The sequence below is a fragment of the Phenylobacterium glaciei genome (assembly GCF_016772415.1).
Lineage (GTDB): Bacteria > Pseudomonadota > Alphaproteobacteria > Caulobacterales > Caulobacteraceae > Phenylobacterium > Phenylobacterium glaciei.
Map to the genome: position 1 here is coordinate 1,637,501 of NZ_JAGSGD010000001.1, position 23,701 is coordinate 1,661,201.

At 65.6% G+C, this 23,701-nt stretch carries 23 protein-coding genes, 2 tRNA genes and 2 rRNA genes (1 of these 27 only partly in view); 19 read left to right on the top strand and 8 right to left on the bottom strand.

Annotated features, from left to right (window positions below; genetic code table 11):
* From JKL49_RS07895 to JKL49_RS07920, 6 genes are all read left to right on the top strand, one after another.
* Window positions 1-37, top strand: a tRNA-Ala gene (locus JKL49_RS07895) (it extends 39 nt beyond the left edge of the window).
* Window positions 38-286: 249 nt separating this feature from the next.
* A 23S ribosomal RNA gene (locus tag JKL49_RS07900) occupies window positions 287-3,079 on the top strand.
* A 77-nt stretch (window positions 3,080-3,156) separates the two neighbouring features.
* A 5S ribosomal RNA gene (rrf, locus tag JKL49_RS07905) occupies window positions 3,157-3,271 on the top strand.
* Between the two features lie 51 nt (window positions 3,272-3,322).
* Window positions 3,323-3,399 (top strand) — tRNA-Met (locus JKL49_RS07910).
* A gap of 120 nt (window positions 3,400-3,519) precedes the next feature.
* The gene (locus JKL49_RS07915; RefSeq protein ID WP_215339642.1) at window positions 3,520-3,981 is read left to right on the top strand and encodes a cupin domain-containing protein; all 462 of its coding nucleotides are present in this window, start codon (window positions 3,520-3,522) and stop codon (window positions 3,979-3,981) included.
* 78 nt (window positions 3,982-4,059) lie between these two features.
* The gene (locus tag JKL49_RS07920) at window positions 4,060-4,614 is read left to right on the top strand and encodes a hypothetical protein (protein ID WP_215339644.1); all 555 of its coding nucleotides are present in this window, start codon (window positions 4,060-4,062) and stop codon (window positions 4,612-4,614) included.
* Window positions 4,615-4,719: 105 nt separating this feature from the next.
* Here the strand turns inward: JKL49_RS07920 and JKL49_RS07925 are convergent, their stop codons facing one another.
* The gene (locus JKL49_RS07925) at window positions 4,720-5,004 is read right to left on the bottom strand and encodes a hypothetical protein (RefSeq protein ID WP_215339646.1); all 285 of its coding nucleotides are present in this window, start codon (window positions 5,002-5,004) and stop codon (window positions 4,720-4,722) included.
* A 330-nt stretch (window positions 5,005-5,334) separates the two neighbouring features.
* On the opposite strand from JKL49_RS07925, the gene JKL49_RS07930 reads away from it, so the two are divergent.
* The gene (locus tag JKL49_RS07930) at window positions 5,335-5,607 is read left to right on the top strand and encodes a hypothetical protein (protein ID WP_215339649.1); all 273 of its coding nucleotides are present in this window, start codon (window positions 5,335-5,337) and stop codon (window positions 5,605-5,607) included.
* A gap of 87 nt (window positions 5,608-5,694) precedes the next feature.
* Window positions 5,695-6,675, top strand: coding sequence for an aldo/keto reductase (locus tag JKL49_RS07935; RefSeq protein ID WP_215339651.1), 981 nt, complete (start codon window positions 5,695-5,697; stop codon window positions 6,673-6,675).
* On the opposite strand, the gene JKL49_RS07940 is transcribed toward JKL49_RS07935, so the two are convergent.
* Window positions 6,672-6,881 carry a hypothetical protein gene (locus tag JKL49_RS07940; protein WP_215339653.1) on the bottom strand — a complete coding sequence of 70 codons (210 nt, stop codon included), beginning with the start codon at window positions 6,879-6,881 and terminating at the stop codon, window positions 6,672-6,674. The two genes, JKL49_RS07935 and JKL49_RS07940, sit on opposite strands and share 4 nt — an antisense overlap.
* 201 nt (window positions 6,882-7,082) lie before the next feature.
* Between JKL49_RS07940 and JKL49_RS07945 the strand changes: the two genes are divergently transcribed.
* The 3 genes from JKL49_RS07945 (at window position 7,083) to JKL49_RS07955 (ending at window position 12,384) form a co-directional block, all read left to right on the top strand.
* A complete protein-coding gene (locus JKL49_RS07945; protein WP_215342729.1) occupies window positions 7,083-9,068 on the top strand; it encodes a TonB-dependent receptor in 1,986 nt (661 codons plus the stop codon).
* Window positions 9,069-9,208: 140 nt separating this feature from the next.
* Window positions 9,209-9,571, top strand: coding sequence for a response regulator (locus JKL49_RS07950; RefSeq protein ID WP_215339655.1), 363 nt, complete (start codon window positions 9,209-9,211; stop codon window positions 9,569-9,571).
* A gap of 116 nt (window positions 9,572-9,687) precedes the next feature.
* Window positions 9,688-12,384, top strand: coding sequence for a PAS domain S-box protein (locus JKL49_RS07955; RefSeq protein ID WP_347340415.1), 2,697 nt, complete (start codon window positions 9,688-9,690; stop codon window positions 12,382-12,384).
* On the opposite strand, the gene JKL49_RS07960 is transcribed toward JKL49_RS07955, so the two are convergent.
* Window positions 12,381-13,193: an arylamine N-acetyltransferase family protein gene (locus tag JKL49_RS07960; RefSeq protein ID WP_215339659.1), complete on the bottom strand. Its 813-nt coding sequence runs from the start codon at window positions 13,191-13,193 to the stop codon at window positions 12,381-12,383. The genes JKL49_RS07955 and JKL49_RS07960 overlap by 4 nt on opposite strands.
* Window positions 13,194-13,262: 69 nt before the next feature.
* Between JKL49_RS07960 and JKL49_RS07965 the strand changes: the two genes are divergently transcribed.
* Window positions 13,263-13,688 (top strand): DUF3237 family protein, encoded by a 426-nt coding sequence (locus JKL49_RS07965; RefSeq protein WP_215339661.1) that lies wholly within the window; start codon window positions 13,263-13,265, stop codon window positions 13,686-13,688.
* Window positions 13,689-13,781: 93 nt separating this feature from the next.
* The gene (locus tag JKL49_RS07970; RefSeq protein ID WP_215339663.1) at window positions 13,782-14,153 is read left to right on the top strand and encodes a cupin domain-containing protein; all 372 of its coding nucleotides are present in this window, start codon (window positions 13,782-13,784) and stop codon (window positions 14,151-14,153) included.
* A gap of 19 nt (window positions 14,154-14,172) precedes the next feature.
* Here JKL49_RS07970 and JKL49_RS07975 read toward each other — a convergent pair whose 3' ends face one another.
* Both JKL49_RS07975 and JKL49_RS07980 read right to left on the bottom strand, forming a co-directional pair.
* A complete protein-coding gene (locus JKL49_RS07975; RefSeq protein ID WP_215339665.1) occupies window positions 14,173-15,402 on the bottom strand; it encodes an LLM class flavin-dependent oxidoreductase in 1,230 nt (409 codons plus the stop codon).
* Window positions 15,403-15,485: 83 nt separating this feature from the next.
* Window positions 15,486-16,514 carry a DNA topoisomerase IB gene (locus JKL49_RS07980; protein ID WP_215339667.1) on the bottom strand — a complete coding sequence of 343 codons (1,029 nt, stop codon included), beginning with the start codon at window positions 16,512-16,514 and terminating at the stop codon, window positions 15,486-15,488.
* A gap of 106 nt (window positions 16,515-16,620) precedes the next feature.
* On the opposite strand from JKL49_RS07980, the gene rlmJ reads away from it, so the two are divergent.
* The 6 genes from rlmJ (at window position 16,621) to JKL49_RS08010 (ending at window position 22,041) form a co-directional block, all read left to right on the top strand.
* Entirely contained in the window at window positions 16,621-17,445 is an 825-nt protein-coding gene (gene rlmJ / locus JKL49_RS07985; RefSeq protein ID WP_215339669.1) for a 23S rRNA (adenine(2030)-N(6))-methyltransferase RlmJ, read from the top strand.
* A gap of 70 nt (window positions 17,446-17,515) precedes the next feature.
* Entirely contained in the window at window positions 17,516-17,959 is a 444-nt protein-coding gene (locus tag JKL49_RS07990; RefSeq protein ID WP_215339671.1) for a hypothetical protein, read from the top strand.
* A gap of 59 nt (window positions 17,960-18,018) precedes the next feature.
* Window positions 18,019-18,582: a sugar transferase gene (locus tag JKL49_RS07995; RefSeq protein ID WP_430700678.1), complete on the top strand. Its 564-nt coding sequence runs from the start codon at window positions 18,019-18,021 to the stop codon at window positions 18,580-18,582.
* Window positions 18,583-18,636: 54 nt separating this feature from the next.
* Complete coding sequence (locus tag JKL49_RS08000; RefSeq protein ID WP_249778052.1) at window positions 18,637-20,763, top strand: AsmA family protein; 2,127 nt, start codon at window positions 18,637-18,639, stop codon at window positions 20,761-20,763.
* A 114-nt stretch (window positions 20,764-20,877) separates the two neighbouring features.
* Entirely contained in the window at window positions 20,878-21,354 is a 477-nt protein-coding gene (locus JKL49_RS08005) for a c-type cytochrome (protein ID WP_215339672.1), read from the top strand.
* 6 nt (window positions 21,355-21,360) lie between these two features.
* Window positions 21,361-22,041 carry a cytochrome b/b6 domain-containing protein gene (locus JKL49_RS08010; protein ID WP_215339674.1) on the top strand — a complete coding sequence of 227 codons (681 nt, stop codon included), beginning with the start codon at window positions 21,361-21,363 and terminating at the stop codon, window positions 22,039-22,041.
* On the opposite strand, the gene JKL49_RS08015 is transcribed toward JKL49_RS08010, so the two are convergent.
* The 3 genes from JKL49_RS08015 to JKL49_RS08025 form a co-directional block, all read right to left on the bottom strand.
* Window positions 22,038-22,412, bottom strand: a complete 375-nt coding sequence (locus JKL49_RS08015; protein WP_215339676.1) for a VOC family protein — start codon at window positions 22,410-22,412, stop codon at window positions 22,038-22,040. The two genes, JKL49_RS08010 and JKL49_RS08015, sit on opposite strands and share 4 nt — an antisense overlap.
* A 60-nt stretch (window positions 22,413-22,472) precedes the next feature.
* Window positions 22,473-22,793, bottom strand: a complete 321-nt coding sequence (locus tag JKL49_RS08020; protein WP_215339678.1) for a hypothetical protein — start codon at window positions 22,791-22,793, stop codon at window positions 22,473-22,475.
* Between the two features lie 147 nt (window positions 22,794-22,940).
* Window positions 22,941-23,663, bottom strand: coding sequence for an endonuclease III domain-containing protein (locus JKL49_RS08025; protein ID WP_215339680.1), 723 nt, complete (start codon window positions 23,661-23,663; stop codon window positions 22,941-22,943).
* Window positions 23,664-23,701: the final 38 nt, after the last annotated feature.

The window sequence follows — 23,701 nt, forward strand, 5'->3', positions numbered from 1 at the left end:
CATGAGGTCGTCGGTTCGATCCCGTCTGGCTCCACCACCATGAAGACGTGCGATAACGCGATCGGAAAGATACAAAGTTTCCAACGCCTGGCTATGCCGGCGCTGGTTCAATGACATCGTGAATTGAAGGGTTTATCCGGCCCCCCCTGGGGTTTGGAGGATGGACCTGAGAAGACATCATTGTTCGAAAGAACAGAGATTTCTATAGCGCATGTGAGGGCGCCACCCACCGCTTCGTACCGACGGGTGGCAAATACCGTCCCCTTACATGAGTTTCACTGAGAACGATCAAGCGCATAAGGGCTTCTGATGGATGCCTTGGCGTCGAGAGGCGATGAAGGACGTGGCACGCTGCGATAAGCTTCGGGGAGGCGCGAGCACCCTTTGATCCGAAGATTTCCGAATGGGGAAACCCACCTTTACGATTTGCGAATTTGATTTTCAGCTTCGGCTGGAGATCCGGTTCGTACGTCGTTCAAAGGTATAATGACCTGAATAAAATAGGGTTCATTAAGCAAACCCGGGGAACTGAAACATCTCAGTACCCGGAGGAAAGGACATCAACCGAGACTCCCGTAGTAGTGGCGAGCGAACCGGGACCAGGCCAGTGCCGTCGTGACATAAAGCCGAATGACTTGGAAAGGTCAGCCATAGCGGGTGATAGCCCCGTAGGCGTCAATTAGCGACGGACTCGAGTAGGGCGGGACACGTGAAATCCTGTCTGAACATGGGGGGACCACCCTCCAAGCCTAAGTACTCCTCGACGACCGATAGTGAACAAGTACCGTGAGGGAAAGGTGAAAAGCACCCCGACAAGGGGAGTGAAATAGAACCTGAAATCGGAAGCCTACAAGCAGTCGGAGCCACCTCGCGTGGTGACGGCGTACCTTTTGTATAATGGGTCAGCGACTTCATGTGCCGTGCAAGCTTAAGCCGTTAGGTGTAGGCGTAGCGAAAGCGAGTCTGAATAGGGCGAATAAGTACGTCGCATGACGACCCGAAACCAGGTGATCTATCCATGAGCAGGTTGAAGGCTGGGTAACACCAGCTGGAGGACCGAACCCGTGAATGTTGAAAAATTCTGGGATGACTTGTGGATAGGGGTGAAAGGCCAATCAAACCTGGACATAGCTGGTTCTCCGCGAAAACTATTTAGGTAGTGCGTCGGACGAATTCCTTGGGGGGTAGAGCACTGGATGGATGCGGGGGTCGCGAGATCTACCAATTCTAACCAAACTCCGAATACCCAAGAGAACTATCCGGCAGACACACGGCGGGTGCTAACGTCCGTCGTGAAGAGGGAAACAACCCTAACCATCATCTAAGGTCCCCAAGTAGTGGCTAAGTGGGAAACGATGTGGGATTGCTTTGACAACCAGGATGTTGGCTTAGAAGCAGCCATCATTTAAAGAAAGCGTAACAGCTCACTGGTCAAGCGATCCTGCGCGGAAAATGTAACGGGGCTAAAGCCACTCACCGAAGGTATGGGTTTGCAGTTTACTGCAAGCGGTAGCGGAGCGTTCCGTAAGCCTGTGAAGGTAAGGCGTGAGCCTTGCTGGAGGTATCGGAAGTGAGAATGCTGACATGAGTAACGATAAAGAGTGTGAGAAACACTCTCGCCGAAAGTCCAAGGGTTCCTGCGTAAAGCTAATCTGCGCAGGGTTAGCCGGCCCCTAAGGCGAGGCCGAAAGGCGTAGTCGATGGGAATCAGGTGAATATTCCTGAGCCAGTTGGAAGTGACGAATCCCGTAAATTGTCAGGGCTTATTGGATTGTTCCTGGCAGTGAAGGGGTTCCTGGAAATAACTCCAACGGAGACCGTACCCTAAACCGACACAGGTGGACAGGTAGAGTATACCAAGGCGCTTGAGAGAACTATGCTGAAGGAACTCGGCAAATTGCACGCGTAACTTCGGGATAAGCGTGACTCTGCTTAGGGCAACCTTAGTAGAGTGGCACAGGCCAGGGGGTAGCGACTGTTTATCAAAAACACAGGGCTCTGCGAAGCCGCAAGGCGACGTATAGGGTCTGACGCCTGCCCGGTGCCGGAAGGTTAAAAGGAGCGGTGAGAGCTGCGAATTGAAGCCCCGGTAAACGGCGGCCGTAACTATAACGGTCCTAAGGTAGCGAAATTCCTTGTCGGGTAAGTTCCGACCTGCACGAATGGCGTAACGACTTCCCCACTGTCTCCAGCATAGGCTCAGTGAAATTGAATTCCCCGTGAAGATGCGGGGTTCCCGCGGTCAGACGGAAAGACCCTATGAACCTTTACTGCAGCTTCGCCTTGGCGTTAGCGGCAACATGTGTAGGATAGGTGGGAGGCTATGAAACCGGGGCGCCAGTCTCGGTGGAGCCAACCTTGAAATACCACCCTTGTTGTCGCTGACGTCTAACCGCAGCCCGTTATCCGGGTTCGGGACATGGCGTGGCGGGCAGTTTGACTGGGGCGGTCGCCTCCCAAAGTGTAACGGAGGCGCGCGATGGTGGGCTCAGAGCGGTCGGAAATCGCTCGATGAGTGCAATGGCATAAGCCCGCCTGACTGCGAGACTGACAAGTCGAGCAGAGACGAAAGTCGGCCATAGTGATCCGGTGGTTCTGCGTGGAAGGGCCATCGCTCAACGAATAAAAGGTACTCTAGGGATAACAGGCTGATTTTGCCCAAGCGTCCACAGCGACGGCAAAGTTTGGCACCTCGATGTCGGCTCATCACATCCTGGGGCTGGAGCAGGTCCCAAGGGTTCGGCTGTTCGCCGATTAAAGTGGTACGTGAGCTGGGTTCAGAACGTCGTGAGACAGTTTGGTCCCTATCTGCCGTGGGTGTACGAAACTTGAGAGGATCTGTCCCTAGTACGAGAGGACCGGGATGGACATACCTCTGGTGGACCTGTCGTGGCGCCAGCCGCGCAGCAGGGTAGCTAAGTATGGACTAGATAACCGCTGAAAGCATCTAAGCGGGAAACTAACCTCAAAACAAGGTTTCGCCGAGAGCCGTGGTAGACCACCACGTTGATAGGCCAGGTGTGGAAGTGCCGCGAGGCATGCAGCTTACTGGTACTAATCGCTCGATCGGCTTGATCGTTCTTAGTGAAATTCATGAATGCGCTTCAGAAATCGCGCTTTCAGCAGTGATGTCTTCTCAAATATCCGTTTCGTTGACCTGGTGGTTTTGCCGAGAGGTCCCCACCCGATCCCATTCCGAACTCGGTCGTTAAGCCTCTCTGGGCCGATGGTACTTTGTCTTAAGGCACGGGAGAGTAGGTCGCCGCCAGGTCTACCAAACGGATATGTCCAATAACCCTTCAATCACGATTTCTAGCTTTGCCGCGGGGTGGAGCAGCCCGGTAGCTCGTCAGGCTCATAACCTGAAGGTCACAGGTTCAAATCCTGTCCCCGCACCCAAAGATTTCTTAAAGCCCCGCTTGCGCGGGGTTTTTTGCGTTTGGGTCATTGCGTCGCTGGGAAATCGGACCAAATCTAGACTTGCGATTACTTGAAACGCGTCAGAGTTGGTGTCTCGCCATGCCCAAGATCGACATCGCCGTCATCCCGCTCGCCCGTGGCAGCAACTATCCCGACCCGTTCGACCAGCCCTGCAACGGCCAGAGCTATCAGAAGCTGGCGCGTGACAGCGGGCTGACCCTGTTCGGGGTCAATCTCACGGTGATCGAGCCTGGGGCCTGGTCCAGCCAGCGCCACTGGCACACCCACGAGGACGAGTTCATCTGGATCGTCGAGGGTGAGCTGACCCTGGTGACCGACGCCGGCGAGGAGATCTTGAGGCCCGGCGATTGCGCGGCTTTCAAGCGCGGCGCCGCCGACGGCCATCACCTGGTCAACCGGACCGACAAGCCCGCCAAGGTCCTGGAGATCGGCAACGCCGACCCGCAGGACGTCTGCACCTATCCCGACATCGACATGATCGCGGGGCCGGAACCGGGCTACAAACACCGCGACGGGACGCCCTATCCGCCAGCGAAATAGGGATTCGTATACCGTTGCCCCTGGCGTCACTGGGTCGTCGAAGGCAAGCTGACCTAGGGGAAGACGGAGGCTGTTTCGATGAAGGTTTGGGGAAAGGGGCGAGGCTTGGCCGCAGCCATGGTGTTGATGGCCGGCGTCGCCGGACCGGCGAGCGCGTTGGAGGCCGAATGCCTGTGGAGCCATCTTGCGCCGACCAAGCGCGACAGCCTGCTGGAATCCTACCATCGGGACGGGCCGGAGGCGCTGAACCACCTCAACTTCACCGACGAGGATCTGGCCGATGAGGTTAAGTTCTGTGGCCTGACCGAGGCCAATGGCGTTCGGGCCGGTCACTTGATCGCCGCAAGGCTGGTGGTGCTCGGCTCCAAGCGCTACTTCAAGGAGCAGAAGGGGATCGCCGGGGCCACCCTCGACGACGCCTGGGCCGGCCTGAACGCCGAACCCCGCGCCAAGCTCATACGCTTTGCCCAGCAAGCCACCCTCGGCAAGCCCACGAACGGCGACGACATGGCGCCAGCCGTTGGTATGGCCGAGGACCTGAACCTGGATCTGAAGGCGCAAGCAGACCAGACGCAACTGGTGGCCTTCATCTTCGGCAAGGCGCTGCTGGAATCCTGGGACGGCACGGACTAGGCGCGACCACCAACCTGCCTGCCGCCACTTGGCCATGAGGCTTCCGCCAGCGAAAAAGGGCCGGCGTTCAGCCGACCCTTTCCCTTCGATCTGGGAGGGTGTCGCTTAGCGTTGCGCGACGCGCATCGCTTCGATCTGGGCCACGGCGGGATCGCCGAGCTGTTCCAGCGCCGAGCTGACCGAGCTCTTCATGCAGCGGCCATAGGCGTCGAGGATCAGGGTCTCGCCGACCACCGCCTTGGCGCACACCTTCTTGGCGGCGGAGACGATGTCGGCGTGGATCTGCCCGCTGGACTTGCCGACGAGGGAGACGCGGACGCTGTCTTGGGCGTTGGCGGCGGGGGCCAGGGCGAGGGTGGCCAGAGCGGCCAGGGTCATCAGTTTCATCATGTTCGTCGTCCCGGAAAGGGGTTGGGGTTCAACCGCCTCCCGACGTTCCTCAGGCTGGTGCTAGGCTTCTAGGGTGGCCCAAGCGCGTCGCCTGAGATGGACTTAGCGCGCGGTTTCGGGCTACCGCAAGTGACAATGGTGCGACGCAATATCGGGAATGTTGCGATGCAGTATGAGCGGGCGCCGCCGCCCAAAAGGATGGCGCCGTGGGGCGCGCGGCGGATCAGCGGCACGGGGGTTGCGGCAGGAGGCTGCAAGGACGCCGAAATGAAACACTTGCATTCGGGCGCTCTTCACACTTGATTAACCTCTATTAATCGTCGAGGTCCCATGTTGCTTTCCGTCCTGGCTTTGACCGCCGCCCTTTCCGCGCCATCAGCCTCCGCGCCGGCCTCCGAGTCCGCTCCGGCCCTGGCCGCCAACGCCTATATCGTCGAATGCCTGGTGGCGGGACCGTCCCTGACCGCCTGCACGGTGATCGACGCCGATCCGGCTACCAATCCCGACGCGGCCACCGCCCTGAAACTGGCGGCCAACATCCACGTCCCGGACTCCATGGCTCAGGCCGGCCGCATCCGCATCAAGCTCAACGTCAATCCGTAAAGCCTTCCGGCTTCGATTGACGAACGGATCCCACCGGCTCCAAAAGGCTCGCGCGCGCCATCGCGCAGTCTTTTAAGGAGCCGCCCCATGCAGACCCGTAAGCTCGGACCGTTCGAGGTCTCCGCAATCGGCCTGGGCTGCATGAGCCTCTCGCACGGCTACGGACCTCCGGCCCCGCGCGAGCAGGCCGAACGGGTGTTGAAGGGGGCTTTGGACGCCGGCTACACCTTCCTCGACACCGCCGCGGTCTATGGCGTCGGCCATAACGAGTCCCTGATCGGCGAGGTCCTCGGCGATCGCCGCAACGACTACGTCCTCGCCTCCAAATGCGGCCTGACCAATGGCGACAAGCGCGAGCTGAACGGTCATCCCGATGTCCTGAAGGCCACCTGCGAGGCCAGCCTGAAGCGCCTGAAGACCGACGTCATCGACCTCTATTATCTGCACCGCTGGGACAAGCGCGTGCCGATCGAGGATAGCGTCGGCGCCCTGGCCGAGCTGGTGGCCCAGGGAAAGATCAAGACCATCGGCCTGTCGGAGGTGTCGGCCGACACCCTGCGCCGCGCCCACGCCGTCCACCCCATCACCGCCCTGCAGACCGAGTATTCCCCCTGGACCCGCAATCCGGAGATCGCGGTGCTGCAGGCCTGCAAGGATCTGGGCGTGACCTTCGTGGCCTTCAGCCCCGTGGGCCGCGGCTTCCTGGCCGGTGGCGCGATGGACGCATCGGCCTTCCAGGAGGGCGACATGCGTCTGGGCATGCCCCGCTTCCAGGGCGAGGCCTTTGCCGCCAATCTGAAACTGTTCGAGGCCTTCGCGGCCCTGGCGAAGGAGGCCGGCTGCACGCCGGCCCAGCTGTGCCTGGCCTGGCTTCTGGCCAAGGATGAGACCATCGTCCCGATCCCGGGCACCACGAACCCGGATCACATGATGGAGAATGCCGGCGCGGCGGCCATCACGCTCTCGTCGGAAGTGATGGCCAGGGTTGAGGCCCTGGTGAACCCGCAGACGGTGACCGGCCCGCGCTATTCGCCGGCCATGCAGGCGTCGATCGACACCGAGGGCTAGGCGCTCTCCAGGCTCTCAAACGCGCTGATCAGCGCGGCCTGGGCCAGGCGTTTGGCGCGGGTCGCCACCTCGGCGGCGGGCAGGTCGTGCAGGCCGCGGGGCCGAGGCAGACTGATCTGCACAGTGACCCCATCGTCGGTGAGAATGGAGACCCCCACCAGAGTCGGGCTGACGGTGACGGAGGGCGGCAGGGAAAGGTCCAGCATGGCGTTCGTCTCCAAATCCCCCAACTGGGCGGGGTTTGAGGCTTGCCTGGTCCCAAGTCCAGCCACGGTTTTATGACCTGAAGTGATGGAACTCGTTAAGCCTCTCCGGCGAGCGAATTGGCTGCGATCTGCCTGGGGTTGAGTCAAATCTGCCGCTGCGTCACGGCTGACATGGCGCAGCTTTCCCCCTATGCCCTTGGCATGCCGATCAGTCCTCCCCCGCCCGAAGTCGAAGTCCTCGTTGTCTATGCCCCGCGCCTACCGGCCCTGGGCGGGGAGGCGGTGTTCGCGGTCCAGCAGATCGATGCGGCGGAGCTCAAGACCGCGCCGCGTCTGGACGTCGCCCTGAAGCGCGCGCCCGGCGTTTCGCTGTTCCGGCGCACCGGCAGCGACGCGGCCAATCCGACCATCCAGGGCATCTCCCTGCGCGGCGTCGCGCCGTCGGGCGCTGGCCGGGCCCTCGTCACCCTGGATGGGGCGCCGCAAAACGATTCCTTCGGGGGCTGGGTGATCTGGTCGGCCCTGCCGCCGGAAGGTCTGGAGAGTGTCACCATCGTGCGCGGCGCCGGGGCTGGAGCCTACGGCGCGGGTGCGCTCACCGGGGTCATCGCCCTGCAGGAACGCGGCGCGACGAACGGGATTTCGGCGCTCGACGTCTCGTTGGCCCAGCGGGGCGGCGCGCGGGCGGCCGTGGCCATGGGCACGACCGGCCTGCTGTTGACCGCCAGCGCCGAGACCTCCGACGGCTATGTGCCCGTGCGCCGCGGACGCGGCGCGGCCGACACGCCCACAACCCTGGACGCCGAATCCTTCGCCGTCCGGGTGCAGGGAGAGCATGACGGGATGGTCGGCGCCCTGCGGCTCGGGATCTATGAGGAGCAGCGCGGCGCGGGGCTGGCCGGCGCCAACTCCACGGCCAGCGGCGGGTCGATCACCGCGACCGTGGCCAGAATCATCAATGGCGGCGGCTGGCGGCTGCAGGCCTGGGCGCGGTCCAGCGAGCTGGCCAACACCTCCTCGGCCGTCGCGGCCGGCCGCGTGGCCACCACGCCAGCCAGCGACCAGTATTCGACGCCCGCCCTCGGCTACGGCTTCAACGCCGCCTGGCAGGGCCGGGGCGAAGTCTTCTCCTGGGAGGTGGGCGGCGACGCTCGCTTCGCCGACGGCCACGCCTTCGAGCGCTTCCGCTACCTGACCGGCGCCTTCACGCGGGGCCGGGAGTCCGGGGGCGCCACGGCGGTGGCCGGCCTCTATGCCGAGGGCGTGCTGGACCAGGGCGACTGGCTGGTCACCGGCGGCGCGCGGGTCGACGCCTGGCGCCAGGAGGACGCGGTGCGCCGCGAGCGCGACCTGGCCACCGGCGCCGTGACCCTCAATCAGACCTCCCCCGACACCTCAGGCACGACGCCGACGGCGCGGTTCGGGGTGCGCTATCGGCTGAGCGAGGCCAGCTGGCTGCGGGGCGCGGCCTATGCCGGCTTCCGGCCGCCGACCCTCAATGAATTGCACCGTCCATTCCGGGTGGGCAACGACGTCACGGAGGCCAATCCGACCCTGACGCCGGAGACCCTCTACGGCGTCGAGTTCGGGGTCGGTGGCGACGGCGAGACCCGCTGGAGCGGCACGATCTTCTACAACCGTCTGGACGATCCGATCACCAATGTCACCGTCGGCGCCGGCCCCGCGACCTTCCCCGTGGCGGGCTTCATCCCGGCGGGCGGGGTGCTGCGCCAGCGGCGCAACGCCGGCCAGATCGAGGCCTGGGGTCTGGAGGCCGATATCGCGCGGAGCTTCGGCGACCTGACCCTGAACGGCGCGCTCGCGGCCACCAAGGCAAGGGTGGATGGCGGCTCTTCGGCGCCGCAGCTGACCGGCAAGCGTCCGGCTCAGACCCCGGAATATACCGTGACCGCCGGCGCCGACTGGAGGGCGGGCGATCACCTGACCTTGTCGGTGGACCTGCGACTCGAGAGCGAGCGGTTTGAGGACGACCTCAACAGCCGCAAGCTGGCGGCCTCGGTGGGGATCGACGCCCGGGCGGCCTGGCGTCTGACCCCCGACAGCGAGGTCTACCTGGCGGCCCAGAACCTTACCGACGCCCGCATCGAGGTCGGCGAGACCGGCGACGGGACCGAGAGCTTCGCCGCACCCCGGACTTTCCGCATCGGTTTCTCTCTGCGTCGTTGATCGTCGGGAGTCGGCTGGAATAAGTCAGAAGCCATGCAAGCTTTGATGTCGCGCGTGCTAGATTTCGCGTCGCTGCCGGCCATCACGGCTGCGGCGGGAGACATTTTCCGTATGCCGCGATTACAGTTGTTGGCGCTCTGATGGCCGTCATCCTGATTGTCGAGGACGAGTTCTTCATTCGCCAGAACGCCGAGTGGGCGATGGAAGACTTGGGTCACAGCACCCTCATCGCCTCCGACCTTGCTGAAGCCCTGGTCCACCTGTCGGCGACCTCCCAAATCGATGCGCTCTTCGTGGACATTCGGCTGAGCGCTCTGCCCTTCGGCGGCTACGACGTCGCCAATCAAGCCATCGTGCTACGGCCCGGCCTGCGGGTGCTCTACACCTCGGGCCGCCCGCTGACCGCGGACATGACCGAGGACTTCGTCAGTGGCGGCCACTTCCTTCAGAAGCCGTACTCGGTCGATCAGCTGGGTGCGTCAGTCGGCGCGCTCCTGCACTAGACTTCCCTGGTGAGTCCGGCCTCCGAGCCGGATCACGGACGACACCTGAGTTAGGAAGCTCCATCCCCACGTCCCACGCAGAGACGGGCGCGAACCTGGCCGCGCTGCAGAGCGCGATCTTCAACAGCGCCAACTTTTCCAGCATCGCAACCGACGCCAAGGGGGTGATCCAGATCTTCAACGTCGGCGCGGAGCGGATGCTGGGCTATGCGGCGGCCGATGTGATGAACACCATCACGCCCGCCGACATCTCCGACCCGCAGGAACTTATCGCCCGGGCCCAGACCCTGAGCGCCGAGCTTGGCGCGGAGATCACGCCGGGGTTCGAAGCCCTGGTCTTCAAGGCCTCGCGCGGGATCGAGGACATTTACGAGCTGACCTATATCCGCAAGGACGGCACCCGATTCCCGGCGGTCGTCTCGGTGACCGCGCTGCGCGACGCGCAGGACACCATCATCGGCTATCTGCTGATCGGCACCGACAACACCGCACGCAAGGAGGCCGAGGAGGCCCTGCTGAAGGCCGGCGCTCTGCAAAGCGCCATCTTCAACAGCGCCAACTTCTCCAGCATCGCCACCGACGCCAAGGGGGTGATCCAGATCTTCAACGTCGGCGCCGAGCGGATGCTGGGCTATGCGGCCGCCGATGTGATGAACACCATCACGCCCGCCGACATCTCCGATCCCCAGGAACTGATCGCCCGGGCCCAGGCGCTGAGCGCCGAACTGGCCACCGACATCACGCCCGGCTTCGAAGCCCTGGTGTTCAAGGCCTCGCGCGGGATCGAGGACATCTATGAGCTGACCTATATCCGCAAGGACGGCACCCGGCTGCCCGCCGTGGTCTCGGTCACCGCCCTGCGCGACGCGGCAGGCATCATCATCGGCTATCTGCTGATCGGCACCGACAACACCGCGCGCAAGCTGGTGGAGGAGGAGCAGAAGAAGTCCGACCAGAGCCTGCGCGACCAGCAATTCTACACCCGCTCGCTGATCGAATCGAACATTGACGCCCTGATGACCACCGACCCGGCCGGCATCATCACCGACGTGAACAAGCAGATGGAGGCCCTGACCGGCTCCACCCGCGACGAGCTGATCGGCGCGCCCTTCAAAGACTGCTTCACCGATCCCGAGCGGGCCGAGGCGGGCATCAAGCGGGTGCTGGCGGAGAAATCGGTCACCGACTACGAGTTGACGGCCCGGGCCCGCGACGGCAAGCAGACCGTGGTCTCCTACAACGCCACCACCTTCTATGACCGCAGCCGCACCCTGAAGGGGGTGTTCGCCGCGGCCCGTGACGTCACCGAGCGCAAGCGGGTGGAGGCTGAACTGCAGCAGGCCAAGGCCGACGCCGAGAGCGCCAGCCGCACCAAGTCCGACTTCCTGGCCAGCATGAGCCACGAGATCCGAACCCCGATGAACGCCATCATGGGGATCGCCGACCTGCTGGCCAAGACGCCGCTGACGCCTGAGCAGGACAAGTATGTGCAGATCTTCCGCCGGTCCGGCGAGAACCTGCTCAACCTGATCAACGACATCCTGGATCTTTCCAAGGTCGAGGCCTCGCAACTCGACCTTGAGCGCACCGGCTTCTCGCTGAGCGACCACCTGGAAAAGGTGATTGAGATGGTGGCGCCGAAGGCCCATGAGAAGGGGCTGACCCTGGTGTGCGAAATCGCGCCCGGCGTCGCCAACGACCTGGTGGGCGATCCGACCCGGCTGCGGCAAGTGCTGCTCAACCTGCTGGGCAATGCGATCAAGTTCACGGAGGTTGGCGAGGTCTCCCTGAAGGTCGAGACCGATCTGAATCCGGCGGTTCCCGCGGCCCTGCGCTTCACCGTCTCAGACTCCGGCATCGGCATCGCCGGCGACAAGCTTGGCCGGGTGTTCGAGCGATTCACCCAGGCCGACTCCTCGACCACGCGCCGGTTCGGCGGTTCGGGCCTGGGCCTGACCATTTCCAAGCGCCTGGTCGAACTCATGGGCGGCCGTATCTGGGTGAGCAGCGTTGTCGATATGGGCAGCGTCTTCGCGTTCGCCGTGCCCTTCGAGGTGTGGATCGCGGCCAGCCGGCCGGTCAGCGCGCCGGTGGGCGTCGGCTCCGAAGCGCCGTTGCCGGAACTGCACATCCTGATGGCCGAGGACTCGCCCGACAACTGCACCATCGCGCTCGCCTATCTCGAGCACACCCCGTTCCACGTCGACGTCGCCGAGAATGGGATCATCGCGTGTGAGATGCTCAAGGCCGGCGACTACGACCTGGTGCTGATGGACCGGCAGATGCCCGCGATGGACGGCCTGACCGCCACGCGCACGATCCGCGCCTGGGAAAAGGCCCATGACCGGCCGCCGACCCCGATCATCGCCCTGACCGCCTCGGCTCTGAAGGGCGACCGGGAGACCTGCCTGGCCGCCGGCTGCACCGCCTATCTGACCAAGCCCATCAAGCAGGACGTGCTGCTGCAGGCCATTCTGGACTATTCGCGCAGCGCTTCGGCGCCTGTGGCGCACGGAGAGCCGGAAGCGGCGAAGCCGGCGCTCAGCGCCCGGATCACGGCCCAGATCCCGGCCTACCTCGACAGTTGTCGGCAACATGTCCTGACCATGCGCGAGGCCCTCAACCGCGAGGACTTCGAGCCGGTGACGATCCTGGGGCACAACATGCGCGGATCGGGGGGCGGCTTCGGATTCCAGGCCATCACCGACTTCGGCGCCGGTCTCGAACAGGCGGCGGAGGACACCGACGTGCTGGCGTCGCGCCGGCTGTTGGAAGATCTGTCCAGCTATCTGAGCCGTCAGGCGCCCGCCTAGTCCGCGGGCTGGCCGAACAACTCCTCATGCTTGGCGCAGATGGCCGGCCACAGGGCGCGCATCTCCGGCAGGTCGAGGCCGAACTCGCCGGCCAGGACCTCGACGAACGCGTCGGCGGTCTCGATCAAGGTCTGGGTCCGCTCGCCCGGCCGGATGCGGCGCAGGGTGCGGCCCAGGATGATCACCAGGCCGTCCGGGGTATGGCGCTGGACAATGGGAAACTGGGTGAAGATCGACTCCGGCGAGGTGCGCAGCCACTGGCAGGTGGTGTTCAGCGCCGCGTCGCTCGCCGTCTCCAGGGTGAAGTCGAAATAGGGCGCGCCACCCAGGGCATGATTGTGGAAGCGCCACCAGTCGGCGTCCAACGGCTCTAACCGGAAGTCGTAGCCGGCCACGCTCATTGGACCGGCGACCAGGGGCACAGGCTCGATCGTCCCGTCGCCAAAGCCGACATCGGCGATATAGGGCCGGTCCAGGTCGACCCGCAGCACCAGGTGGTTGCCGTGGCTGATCTCGCCGCGCTCGGTGCGTCCCACGGCCCCGGCCATGCGGGTGACCGAAAAGCCGATCTCGCCGAGCGCCCAGCCGAACAGGCCGTTCATCTCGTAGCACCAGCCGCCGCGCCGGCGGGTCACCAGCTTGTCGAAGGCGTGTTGCACGGTCACGTCGCCTGGACGACGCAGTTGCACGTCCAGGTTTTCGTAGGGGATGGCCAGCAGGTGGGCGCGGTGGATTGCCGTCAGCGTCTCGAGATCCACGCGCGGCGTGCTGTCGTAACCGATGCGGGCGAGATAGGCGTCGAGGTCCATGGGCGCTCCTCCTTATGCTCAAGCTAGGACGGCTGGCGCGGCGGCGCCACCTTGGCTAGGACGGAAGCCATGGACAATCTGACCACCGAATTCGCCTTCGAAGCCCTCGTCTCCATCGATGTGGCCACCAAGATCGGAGACACCGCTCTGGGCAAGCGACGGTTCATCGGCATCACCGGCGGGACCTTCAAGGGGCCCCGCATCGAGGGCGAGGTGATCCCGGGCGGGGCCGACTGGCAGACCGTGCGGGCCGACGGAGTCACGGTGATCGACGCGATCTACGCCCTGAAGACCACAGACGGGGCGGTGATCGCCGTGCGCAACCTGGGCCTGGTTTCCCCCACGCAGGATGGCGGCCGCTATGTCCGCACCAGCCCCACCTTCGACGCGCCCCAGGGGCCGCACGACTGGCTGAACAAGTCGATCTTTGTCGGCACGATCGGCGTGGCCGAGGGCGGCAAGGCCGTGCGGATCGGCGTCTACCGGGTGATCTAGGCCCGCTGGCGAGAACGCCCTGATCATTGGCGGATTCGCCCCTGGCGAGGGGGCCGCCCGGTTGGACATTCTGGCGGCTGTCCAGGAGGTCCCATGTCCCAAGTCGCCCGTCCCTTGAAGGTCCTGCTCGACCAAAAGCTGTCCCAGTTCGACGACACCTGGGCGCCCAAGATCATCGCCCGCTACAACACCAATGAGGTGCGCCTGGTGAAGGCGGAGGGCGAGTGGGTCTGGCATCGGCATGACGAGACCGACGAGCTGTTCCTGATCCTGGAGGGCGAGTTCGACATGGATTTCCGGGACGGCACCGTGGTGGTCCGGCCGGGCGAACTGCTGATCGTTCCGCGCGGCGTCGAACACCGTCCCGCCGCGCGCCGGGGCCAGGTCCGGCTCCTGCTGATCGATCCGGCAGGCACGCCGAACACCGGCGACACCCGCACCGCCACGCTTGCGGTAGACCTCTAGGGCGCGAGGCGAGCCGCCCTCAGTCCTTCTTCGTTGGCTCAGCCGCAGCGGCGCCGGCGATCAGGGCGACGATCTGCGGGCTGATGTTCTCCGTGCCCTTCTCCATCATGTGGGAGACGATCCGCGCGCCGACGGCGGCGCGGGTCTGGCTGGTGAACTCGGTCTTGTTGTCGCGCACCCAGTCCATGGAGGCCTTGCGGTTCACGTTGAGCTGCTGGAAGTGCGGGACCACATAGCGGGCGATCATCTCGTAAGAGCGCTGGGTGTCGGCCCAGTTGGCCCAGTTGTGGGCCATCATCAGATAGCAGCCGAAGCCGCCGCTCTCTTCCTTCAGCTGCTCGATGCGGGCGATGGCCTCGTCGGGCGTGCCCACCACGGCAGAGCCGAGGGCCAGATAGGCCTCCACGGGATCGCCGGCGAAGTCGTCGGGCACCATCGGCAGGTTGGCGATCTCGCGGAAGTAATAGATCCACTTCTCCAGGCCGAAGCGGACCTGTTCGATGGCCTTGTCCTTGGTCTCGGCGATGTGCATCTGGCCCACGAGCCGCCAGGCGTTGCGGTCCATGGTCGTGCCGTTGAGCTGCGCCATGTCCTCGGCGATGCCCCAGTTGGCGGCCAGCGCGTTGAAGCCGGCGGTGGTGGTGGCGCCCAGGGACAGCAGGCCCACCCCGTGCTTGCCGGCGGCGCGGGCCCCTGTCGGCGAGACCTGGCTGGCGACGGCGATCTCGACGGAGGGCCGCGAATAGGGGGTCATCTGCAGTCGGGCGTTGACCAGGCTGAACCAGTCGCTTTCGTGGCTGACCTCTTCGCCGCGCAGCAGGCGGACCAGGACGTCCAGGGCCTCGTCCATGCGGTCGCGCTGCTTGGCCACCGGGATGCCCATCATGAAGGCGTCGGAGGAAAGCGCACCCGGGCCGGCCCCGAACATCACCCGGCCACGGGTCATGTGGTCCAGCTGGTTGATGCGGTCGGCCAGCATCATCGGGTGGTGGTAGGGCAGGGAGGAGACCCCGGTGCCCAGCCTGATGTGCTTGGTGCGCTCTGCGGCCGCGGCGATGAACACCTCGGGCGAAGCGATCAGCTCATAGGCGGCCGAGTGGTGCTCACCGATCCAGGCTTCCTCGAAGCCCAGATTGTCCATGTGCTGCACCAGCTCCAGGTCGCGCTGGATGGCCAGCGTCGGGTTCTCATCCAGCGGGTGGAAGGGCGCGATGAAGGCGCCGAAGCGCAGTTTGGTCTCGAGAGTCATTTGGCCCTCCCTGGGTCTGTTGGGAGGACCTTAGCTGGGGTGACGTTCCGGCGCCTAGCGGCCCCGTACCTGGGCTTCGAAACCTAGCTGGCGGAGTCGCGCGCGGCTTCGAGGAACTTCAGCACCGAGAGCTCAAAGGCGCGCGACGACGTCGTGCCCTTCAGGGGCAGGACGCCGCGTTCATAGGATTCCAGCACCAGGGGATGGATGTAGGAGCCCTTGCAGACCGCCGCGGTGTTGCCCAGCAGGCCGGCGACGGCCTTCACGCAATTGGCCACATTGCGCTTGGCCTCGGCCGCGCTCGCGGCCGGCGGATGCATCACCAGGCCACGGGCGGCCGAGAGGGTGCCCGCCCAGGTGCGGAAGTCCTTGGCGGAGAAGTCGTCCCCCAGCACCTCGCGGATATAGGCGTTCACATCGGCGCTCTCGACGGCGCGGCGCTGGCCGTCCTCTCCGATGTACTGGAACAGGCGTTGACCGGGGATGTCCTGGCAGGCCTTGACGATGCGGGCAAGGCGGCGGTCGCGGAACCCGGTCTGGTGGACCTTGCCGCTCTTGCCGCGGAACTGGAAGACGGCGCCCGTGCTGGTCACCTTGGCGTGGCGGTCGCGCAGGGTGGTCAGGCCAAAGCTCTTGTTGGCCCGGGCATATTCCTCGTTGCCCACCCGGATCAGGGTGATCTCCATCACCGCCACCACGGCGGCCAGCACCTTCTCCCGCGGCAGGCCCCGGTGGGCGAGGTCGACCTCCACCCGCTTGCGCAGACGGGGCAGGGCGCGGCCGAAGGCGATGACCCTGTCGTACTTGATCCCCTCGCGGTCCTGCCGCCAGCCGGGGTGATAGCGGTACTGCTTGCGGCCTTTCTGGTCGCGGCCGGTGGCCTGGATGTGGCCCTGCGCCGAGGGACAGATCCAGACATCGGTCCAGGCGGGCGGGATCACCAGCTCCTTGATGCGGGCCAGCGTCGCGGGATCGGTGACCGCACCCCCCTCGGTGTCGCGGTAGTTGAAGCCGTCCTTGGCCGCGATCCGGGTGATACCGGTGTCGTCGTCATTGACATAGGTCAGGCCCACGGGGGTCGGGAGCGTGAGCTCGGCGGCGTCTCTGGCCATCTGTCGCCCTTTGGAAATCGGTGGGGACGTGGCACGTACGCCCCTCTGGCCGGTGAACGTGAGGCCGCCTCACCAAGTTCCGAAGTCGGACGGGAGACTTAAGTCTGTGAACTATCGCCACGCCTTCCACGCCGGGAACTTCGCCGACCTGGTCAAGCACGCCGCCCTGCTGCGGCTGATGGCGACTCTGACAAAGGGGTCGGGGTCGCTGACCGTGATCGACACCCATGCGGGGCGGGGGCTCTACGACCTGTCGGGCGCCGAATCCCAGCGGTCGGGTGAAGCGCAGGCCGGGATCGCCCAACTGATGAAGGCCACCGATCTGCCGGCCGCCTTCGGCCCGTTGCGGGCGGCGGTCAACAAGCTGAACAATAACGGGCCGACCAAGTTCTACCCCGGCTCGCCGCGCCTGATCGCCGACACCCTGCGCAAGAAGGACGTCTACATCGCCTGCGAACTGCGCGGCGAGGAGCACGCGGCCCTGCGCATGGCGCTGAAGGGCCGGACCGGGGTCGAGACCCTGTGCGCCGACGGCTATGACACCGCTGTCGCCCGCTGCCCGGCCAAGGGACCGGTGCTGGTGCTGATCGATCCCCCCTTCGAGAAGCCAGACGACTACACCCGCATCGTCGCCACCCTGAAGGCCATCGGCCGGCGCAACCGCGAGGCGGTGGTGATGATCTGGCTGCCCATCAAGGATCTGCAGACCTTCGACCATTTCCTCAACGAGGCGCAGGACGCCGGCATCGGCCCGCTGCTGGTGGGGGAGTGCCGGATGCGGCCGCTGACCGACCCCATGAAGATGAACGGCTGCGCCCTGGTGACGGCCCGTCCACCCGCCGACTTCGCCGCCTCCATGGAGCAAATCTGCCGCTGGACCGCCCAGACCCTGGGGCAAAATGGGCAGGGACGGATTTCGACCCTCTCGTAACGTTGATGTGCATCAAAGCGTCGCCCGCCGGTGTTATGTTGCAATGCACAATCAACTTCGGAGACGTTCCATGACCGCGCTTAAGCCGAACGAGTCCGTCACCCCTGCCGCGGCCCTGCATGTGCCGATCGGCGCGGCGTCGCCTCTCTGGTTCATGTTCACAGGCGCGGCCTCGGCCGGCGTCGCCTATTGGTGGATGACCCGTTGGTTGCGGCCGATGAACCTCGAGGCTCTGTTGCCGCCGCCCGCCGCCGACGCCGCGCCGGTGGAGGAGGCCGCCATCCTCATCGAGGCCTTCGTCGAACCGCTGATCGAAGCGGTCGAGCCTCTGCTGGAAGCCGGGGTGGTCGATCCTGACCCCGCGCCGGTCCCCGCGCCCGAGCCCGCCCCCAACCCGCTGGACACCCCGCCCATGGAGGCCGCCGCCGAGGCCGTGGCTCCAGCCGTCGAAGCCGCGGCGGAGGTCGTGGAGCCGACGCCCAAGCCAAAACCCAAGGCTGCGCCGAAGGCCTGAGGCTGTAGCGCGCCGCCGCGCCGCGCATTAAGGCTGGTCCTCAACAAGAGGGGACCTGCGTGCTGAAGCGAGGGCTGGACATCCTGGGCGCCACGGCGGGGCTGATCCTGCTGTCGCCCGTGCTGCTGGTCCTGGCCATCGCCGTGCGTCTGGAGACTCCAGGCCCCGCCCTGCACTGGTCGCGGCGGGTGGGGCGGCACAACGCCCTGTTTCCCATGCCCAAGTTCCGCAGCATGCGGACCGGCGCGCCCGACGTCGCCACGCACCTGTTGCCCGACCCGGCCTCCTGGATCACGCCACTGGGGGGCTTCATGCGCCGCACCAGCCTGGACGAACTGCCCCAGCTGTGGAGCGTGTTGGTGGGCGATATGAGTCTGGTGGGGCCGCGGCCGGCCCTGTTCAATCAGGATGACCTGATGGCCCTGCGCAACGCCGCCGGGGTCCAGGTCCTGAGGCCGGGTCTCACCGGCTGGGCGCAGATCCATGGCCGCGACGAGCTGCCGGTGCCAGACAAGGCCAGGCTGGACGCCGAGTACCTGGCCCGGCGTTCCACTCTTCTGGACCTCTGGATCATCCTGCGAACGGCGAAGACCGCCTTCTCCGGTCGAGGCGTTCGTCACTAGACGGACCTCTTCGGCGGCTCGCGCGTTCTGGCGGGACCCGGAGTTTCCCAGACCTTGTCAGCCGAACCGATCTACCAGCGCGCCCGCACGGGCCTGATCCGCGCCCGCGACGGCGCGGCGGCGGGCCTGCGCCGCGCTCAGGGCGCGATGCGGCCGGGTTGGGAGCGAGCGCGAACCCGCATCCGGGAGACGAAGTTCAAGCGCCCCAGCAACCGGGCGCTGGCCTGGACCGGTGGGATCGTGGCGACCCTGCTGGTCGCCATCGCCCTCTTCCTGATCCTGTTTGACTGGAACTATCTGCGTGGGCCCATCGGCCGCTTTGCTTCGGCCAAGACCGGCCGTGAGATCGTGCTGGCCGGCGACCTGAAGGTCCACGCCTTCTCGCTGAAACCCAGCGCCACGGTGCAGGGCATCCGCATCGGCAATCCCAAGTGGGCCGGCCCCGGTCAGACCGCCGACATCGCCAGCCTGGACGTCCAGGTGAAGCTTCTGCCGCTCTTCGTCGGCCAGGTGGTGCTGCTGAATCTGCAGCTGGACCAGGCCAAGGTTGATCTGCTGCGCGACCGCCAGGGCCGCGCCACCTGGGACTTCTCCAACGGCAAGAAGACCAACAAACCCTTCAAGATGCCGCCGATCCGGCGGTTCGTGATCAATGACGGCCACCTGAAGATCACCGACCAGAAGCGCAGGCTGGTGCTGAACGGTGAGGTCAACGCCACCGAGAAGATGGGCCAGACCGGCCGCGGCTTCCTGATGACCGGCGATGGCTCGCTGAACGGCAACAAGTTCCTGCTGCGGGTCCAGGGCGGCCCGCTGCTGAACGTCGATACGCACAAGCCCTATCCCTTCGACGCCGATATCCGCTCCGGCGCGACGCGGGTGACGGCCAAGGGCGCGATCCCCAAGCCTTTCGACCTCGGCGAGTTCTACATGGACACCACCGCCCAGGGGCCAGACCTGTCGGACCTCTATGACCTGACCGGCGTCGCCCTGCCCAACACCCCGCCCTACAAGCTGCATGGCCGGCTGTCTCGAGAGGGTCATCTCTACAAGATCGACGGCCTCGGCGGCCGGGTGGGCGACAGCGACCTGTCGGGCTTCATCTCCGTGGAGACGGGCGAGGAGCGCCCCTATCTGAAGGCCGACCTGAAGAGCCGCAGCCTGGACTTCGACGACCTGGCGGCGATCTTCGGCGGCGTGCCCTCTCGCAAGGCCGGCGAGACCGTCTCGCCTGAGCAAGCCGCCATGGGCAAGAAGATGGCCGCCCAGCGCCGCCTGCTGCCGGACTCCACCCTGGACGTCACCAAGATCCGCTCGCTGGACGCCGATGTCCGCTATCGCGCCACCAGCATCCATGACGCGATGCTGCCCCTGCGCGGCGCCGACGTCACGGTGAAACTGGATCACGGCCTGCTGAGCGCCAACCCGCTCACCCTGGACCTGCCGCAGGGCAAGATCACCGGCCAGGCGCACCTGAACGCCCGCAACGCCGTCCCTGTTACTGATGTGGACGTGCGGCTCTCCAACGCCCGCCTTGAACAACTCATCCCGGTGAAGGGCGAGCCCTTGGCCGGCAGCTTTGTGGGCCGCATCAAGCTGAAGGGCGCGGGCAATTCCGTGCACCGGGCCGCCGCCAATGCCGACGGTGAGGTCCTGGCCGTGGTCCCCAGCGGGGAGATCCGCGAGGCCTTCGCCGAACTGCTGGGCATCAACCTCACCAAAGGCCTGGGCCTGCTGTTCTCCAAGGACAAGGGCGCGGTGCCGATCCGCTGCGGCGTGGCCCATTTCCAGGCCAAGGGCGGCGTGCTGACCGCCGACCGAATTGTCTTCGACACCAAGCCGGTGGTGGCCACCGGCGGCGGGATCATCAACCTGGACAACGAAACCCTCAATCTGCGTATCCAGGGCCACTCCAAGGAGCTGCGCTTGGTGCGCCTGCTCTCGCCAATCACCGTGAAGGGCCCGATCCTTGGCCCCAAGGTCGGCATCGAGACCGGCAAGGTGGTGGCCCAGGGCGGCGTCGCTGTGGCCCTGGCCAGCGTCATCAACCCCCTGGCGATCCTGCTGCCCTTCATCGACCCGGGTCTGGCCAAGGACGCCAACTGCGCCGCCCTGATCGCCGACGCCGGCCGCGAAGGTGTTCCCTTGAAGACAACGCCGGCCAAGGTCGCGCGCCGCTGATCATTTCAGGGCGGTGACAAACCATCGGGCTCTGAAACCAACCCGCGATTGACGCGGCGTCGGTGCGCCCCTCAAAGTCAGGCTTCCTGTTTCAGATTGCGAAGAGGTCTTCCGATGGCTCGTCTCACCAAGCGCCCCCTGGGCCTCGTCCTGGGCGTGGCTCTCAGCCTGACGGCCATCGGCGGAGCGGCCGTCGCCGCGGTCTCCTTCGAGAAGGTGATCACCGAGCGCCAGAAGGGCCTGAAGGCCATGGGCGGCGCCTTCAAGACCATCAACGACAACCTCAAGACCGACGCGCCGGACGCCAAGCTGATCGCAGCCCAGGCCAAGATCGTGAAGGACGGGTCGCATCACATTCCCAAGTGGTTCCCGAAGGGCAGCGGCCCGGAGGCCGGTTTCAAGACCGCCGCCAAGCCGGAGATCTGGACCGACCCCGCCAAGTTCGCCGCCGCCGCCAAGGGCCTGCAGGTTGAGAGCGCCAAGCTGGAGACCATCGCCAAGGGCGGGAACATCGACGCCATCAAGGCCCAGGTGAAGGCCACGGGCGGCGCCTGCGGGACCTGCCACACGCCCTTCCGTGTGAAGTCCTAAGCGCTCATGAGCGAGACACCCTCGGCGCCCACCAAGCTCTGGGACCTGCCGACCCGGATCACCCACTGGTCACTGGCGGTGCTGATCGTCACGGCCTGGCTCAGCGGCGGCCAGCAGATGCAGATCCATGTCCTGGCGGGCTACGGGGTCATCGGCCTGCTGGTCTTCCGGCTGTACTGGGGCTTCTTCGGGTCGCAGACGGCGCGGTTCTCGCAGTTCGTGAAGGGGCCGGGGGCGACCGCCCGCTACCTTACGACCATGGGCAAGCGCACCGCGGCCGACCTAGTGGGTCACAGCCCAGTGGGGGCGATCAGTGTTGTCTTGCTATTGCTGGTAATGATCGTTCAGGCGGGGCTGGGCCTGTTCGCCACCGACATCGACGGCATCGAGTCAGGTCCGCTCTCGTACATGGTGGACTTCGACACCGGCCGCCTGGCCTCGGAATGGCATGAGCTGTCGTTTCGGGTGCTACAGGGGCTGGTGGTCCTGCACCTGGCGGCCATCGCCTTCTACGCCCTGTGGAAGCGCCAGAACCTGATCACCGCCATGATCACCGGCAAGCGCCGGTTCATCGGTCCCGCGCCCACGCTGACCTTCGCGCCGGCCTGGCGGTTCGTGCTGGGGGTGCTGATCGCGGTCGCCGCCGCCTGGCTGATCGCCAGAGGGCTGAAGCTTCCGAAGGTCTAGTGCATCGTGTCGGCGACGATCTCGAGCTTGTTGCCGTCTGGATCGAGCAGCACCGCGCCGTAATAGTCGGCCGCGATGTCGGGGTGCAGGCCCGCCACGCGGACCACGGTCGCGCCCTGGGCAAGGGCCGCGGCATAGGCCGCGTCCACCGCTGAGCGGCTGTTGGCGCTCAAGGCGATGTGGGTCCCGAGGCCGGCCACCTGACCGCCGGTCACCGGATAGAGGTAGAACTGCCGGAGGCCGCCCGGGCCGTAGGCCAGCTCGGCCTCGGCCGCGAAGGTGTTGGCGCAGCCCAGCGGGGCGAAGAAGGCGTCATAGAACCGGCGGGCGGCGGCCAGGTCGCGGACACCCACGGACAGATGATCGAACATGAGGAGTCTCCCGGCCAAGCTTCATCCCATAGGTGGGAAGCCCGGCCGGGATGGGCAAGCTTAGGCTGCGGCGCCCTTCAGGCAGGTGAGCCAGGCGTCTTCGCGGGCCTTCTCGGCGTCGCGCAGAGTGGTTTCGGCATCACGGACGGCGGCGTCGTGCTTGCGCCATTCCAGAACTGCGCCCTCGCGGGCGGCGCGGGCGGCCTCCATGGTCTCGAAGCGGGCGAGGATGGCGCGCACGCTATAGGTCACCGGCGGGCCTACGGTCTCGCGGTCGGGATAGAAACCGGTGATGGAGTCCGTGCTCTCACTGTCGATGTGGAAGACGTCGGCCCAGCCGGCGTGGTGGCGCATCAGGGCCCAGGGACGTTGGACGGTCATCAATAGCTCCTCAGAATCCGCAAAGCGGTGTCTCGCGGCGAACCTAGCCCGGCTCGCGCCCGGCTCCAACGGCGCAGGCGCGCGCCAATAGCAGATGCACCGCTTCGGATGAAAGCCGAACCGTGAATTTCGATGCGCGGGCGCCGCTCAGGCGTCGAAGGCGATGACCTGGCGCTCCTGATCGCCGGAGACGCCGACCCGGGGGCAGACCTCGTGCAGGGCGCAGAGCCCACAGGCGGGGTCGAAGTGGGTGCAGAGTGATTGGCCATGGCCCTTGAGCAGCCAATGGAGCTCGTAGAACTGCTCCCCCTGCCACTCGGGCGGCGCCTGATCCATCAGGCTGTCATAGGCCTCCCGCGCATCGCCGGTGCGGCCCGTGAGCCCCAGGCGGCGCGCAACGCGGTGAACGTGGGTGTCCACCACCAGGGCACGGCGGTTCATGGTGCTGAGGTTCAGCACCGAGGCGGCGATCTTTACCCCCACGCCCGGCAGGCGCATCAGCCAGGCCATGGCCTCGTCCACCGGCTCGGTGGCCAGAAAGTCTAGGTTCAGCTCACCGCGCTTCAGCAGCAGCACGCGGATCAGGATTGGCAGCTGGCGGGCCTTCTGGTCGGCGAAGGTGACGGGATCGATCACCGGCTCCAGCTCCGCCTGCGTGGCGTGGACCAGGGCCTCCCAGTCCGGGTAGGCCGCCCGCAGCCGGATGAAGGCCGCCCAGGACACCTCGTCATAGGTACGCGCGCTCAGCAGCGACTTGATGAGTTGCGACACCGGATCGAGCTGATGTTCGGGCCGCTGCGGGCCCAGGACGCTGCGCAGCCGGTCCCGGGTCGGCGCCAGATCGGAGGGGAGGGCGAGTCGGATGTGCATGCCGTCACGCTAGAACAAAAGTAGAACATTTGTAAACC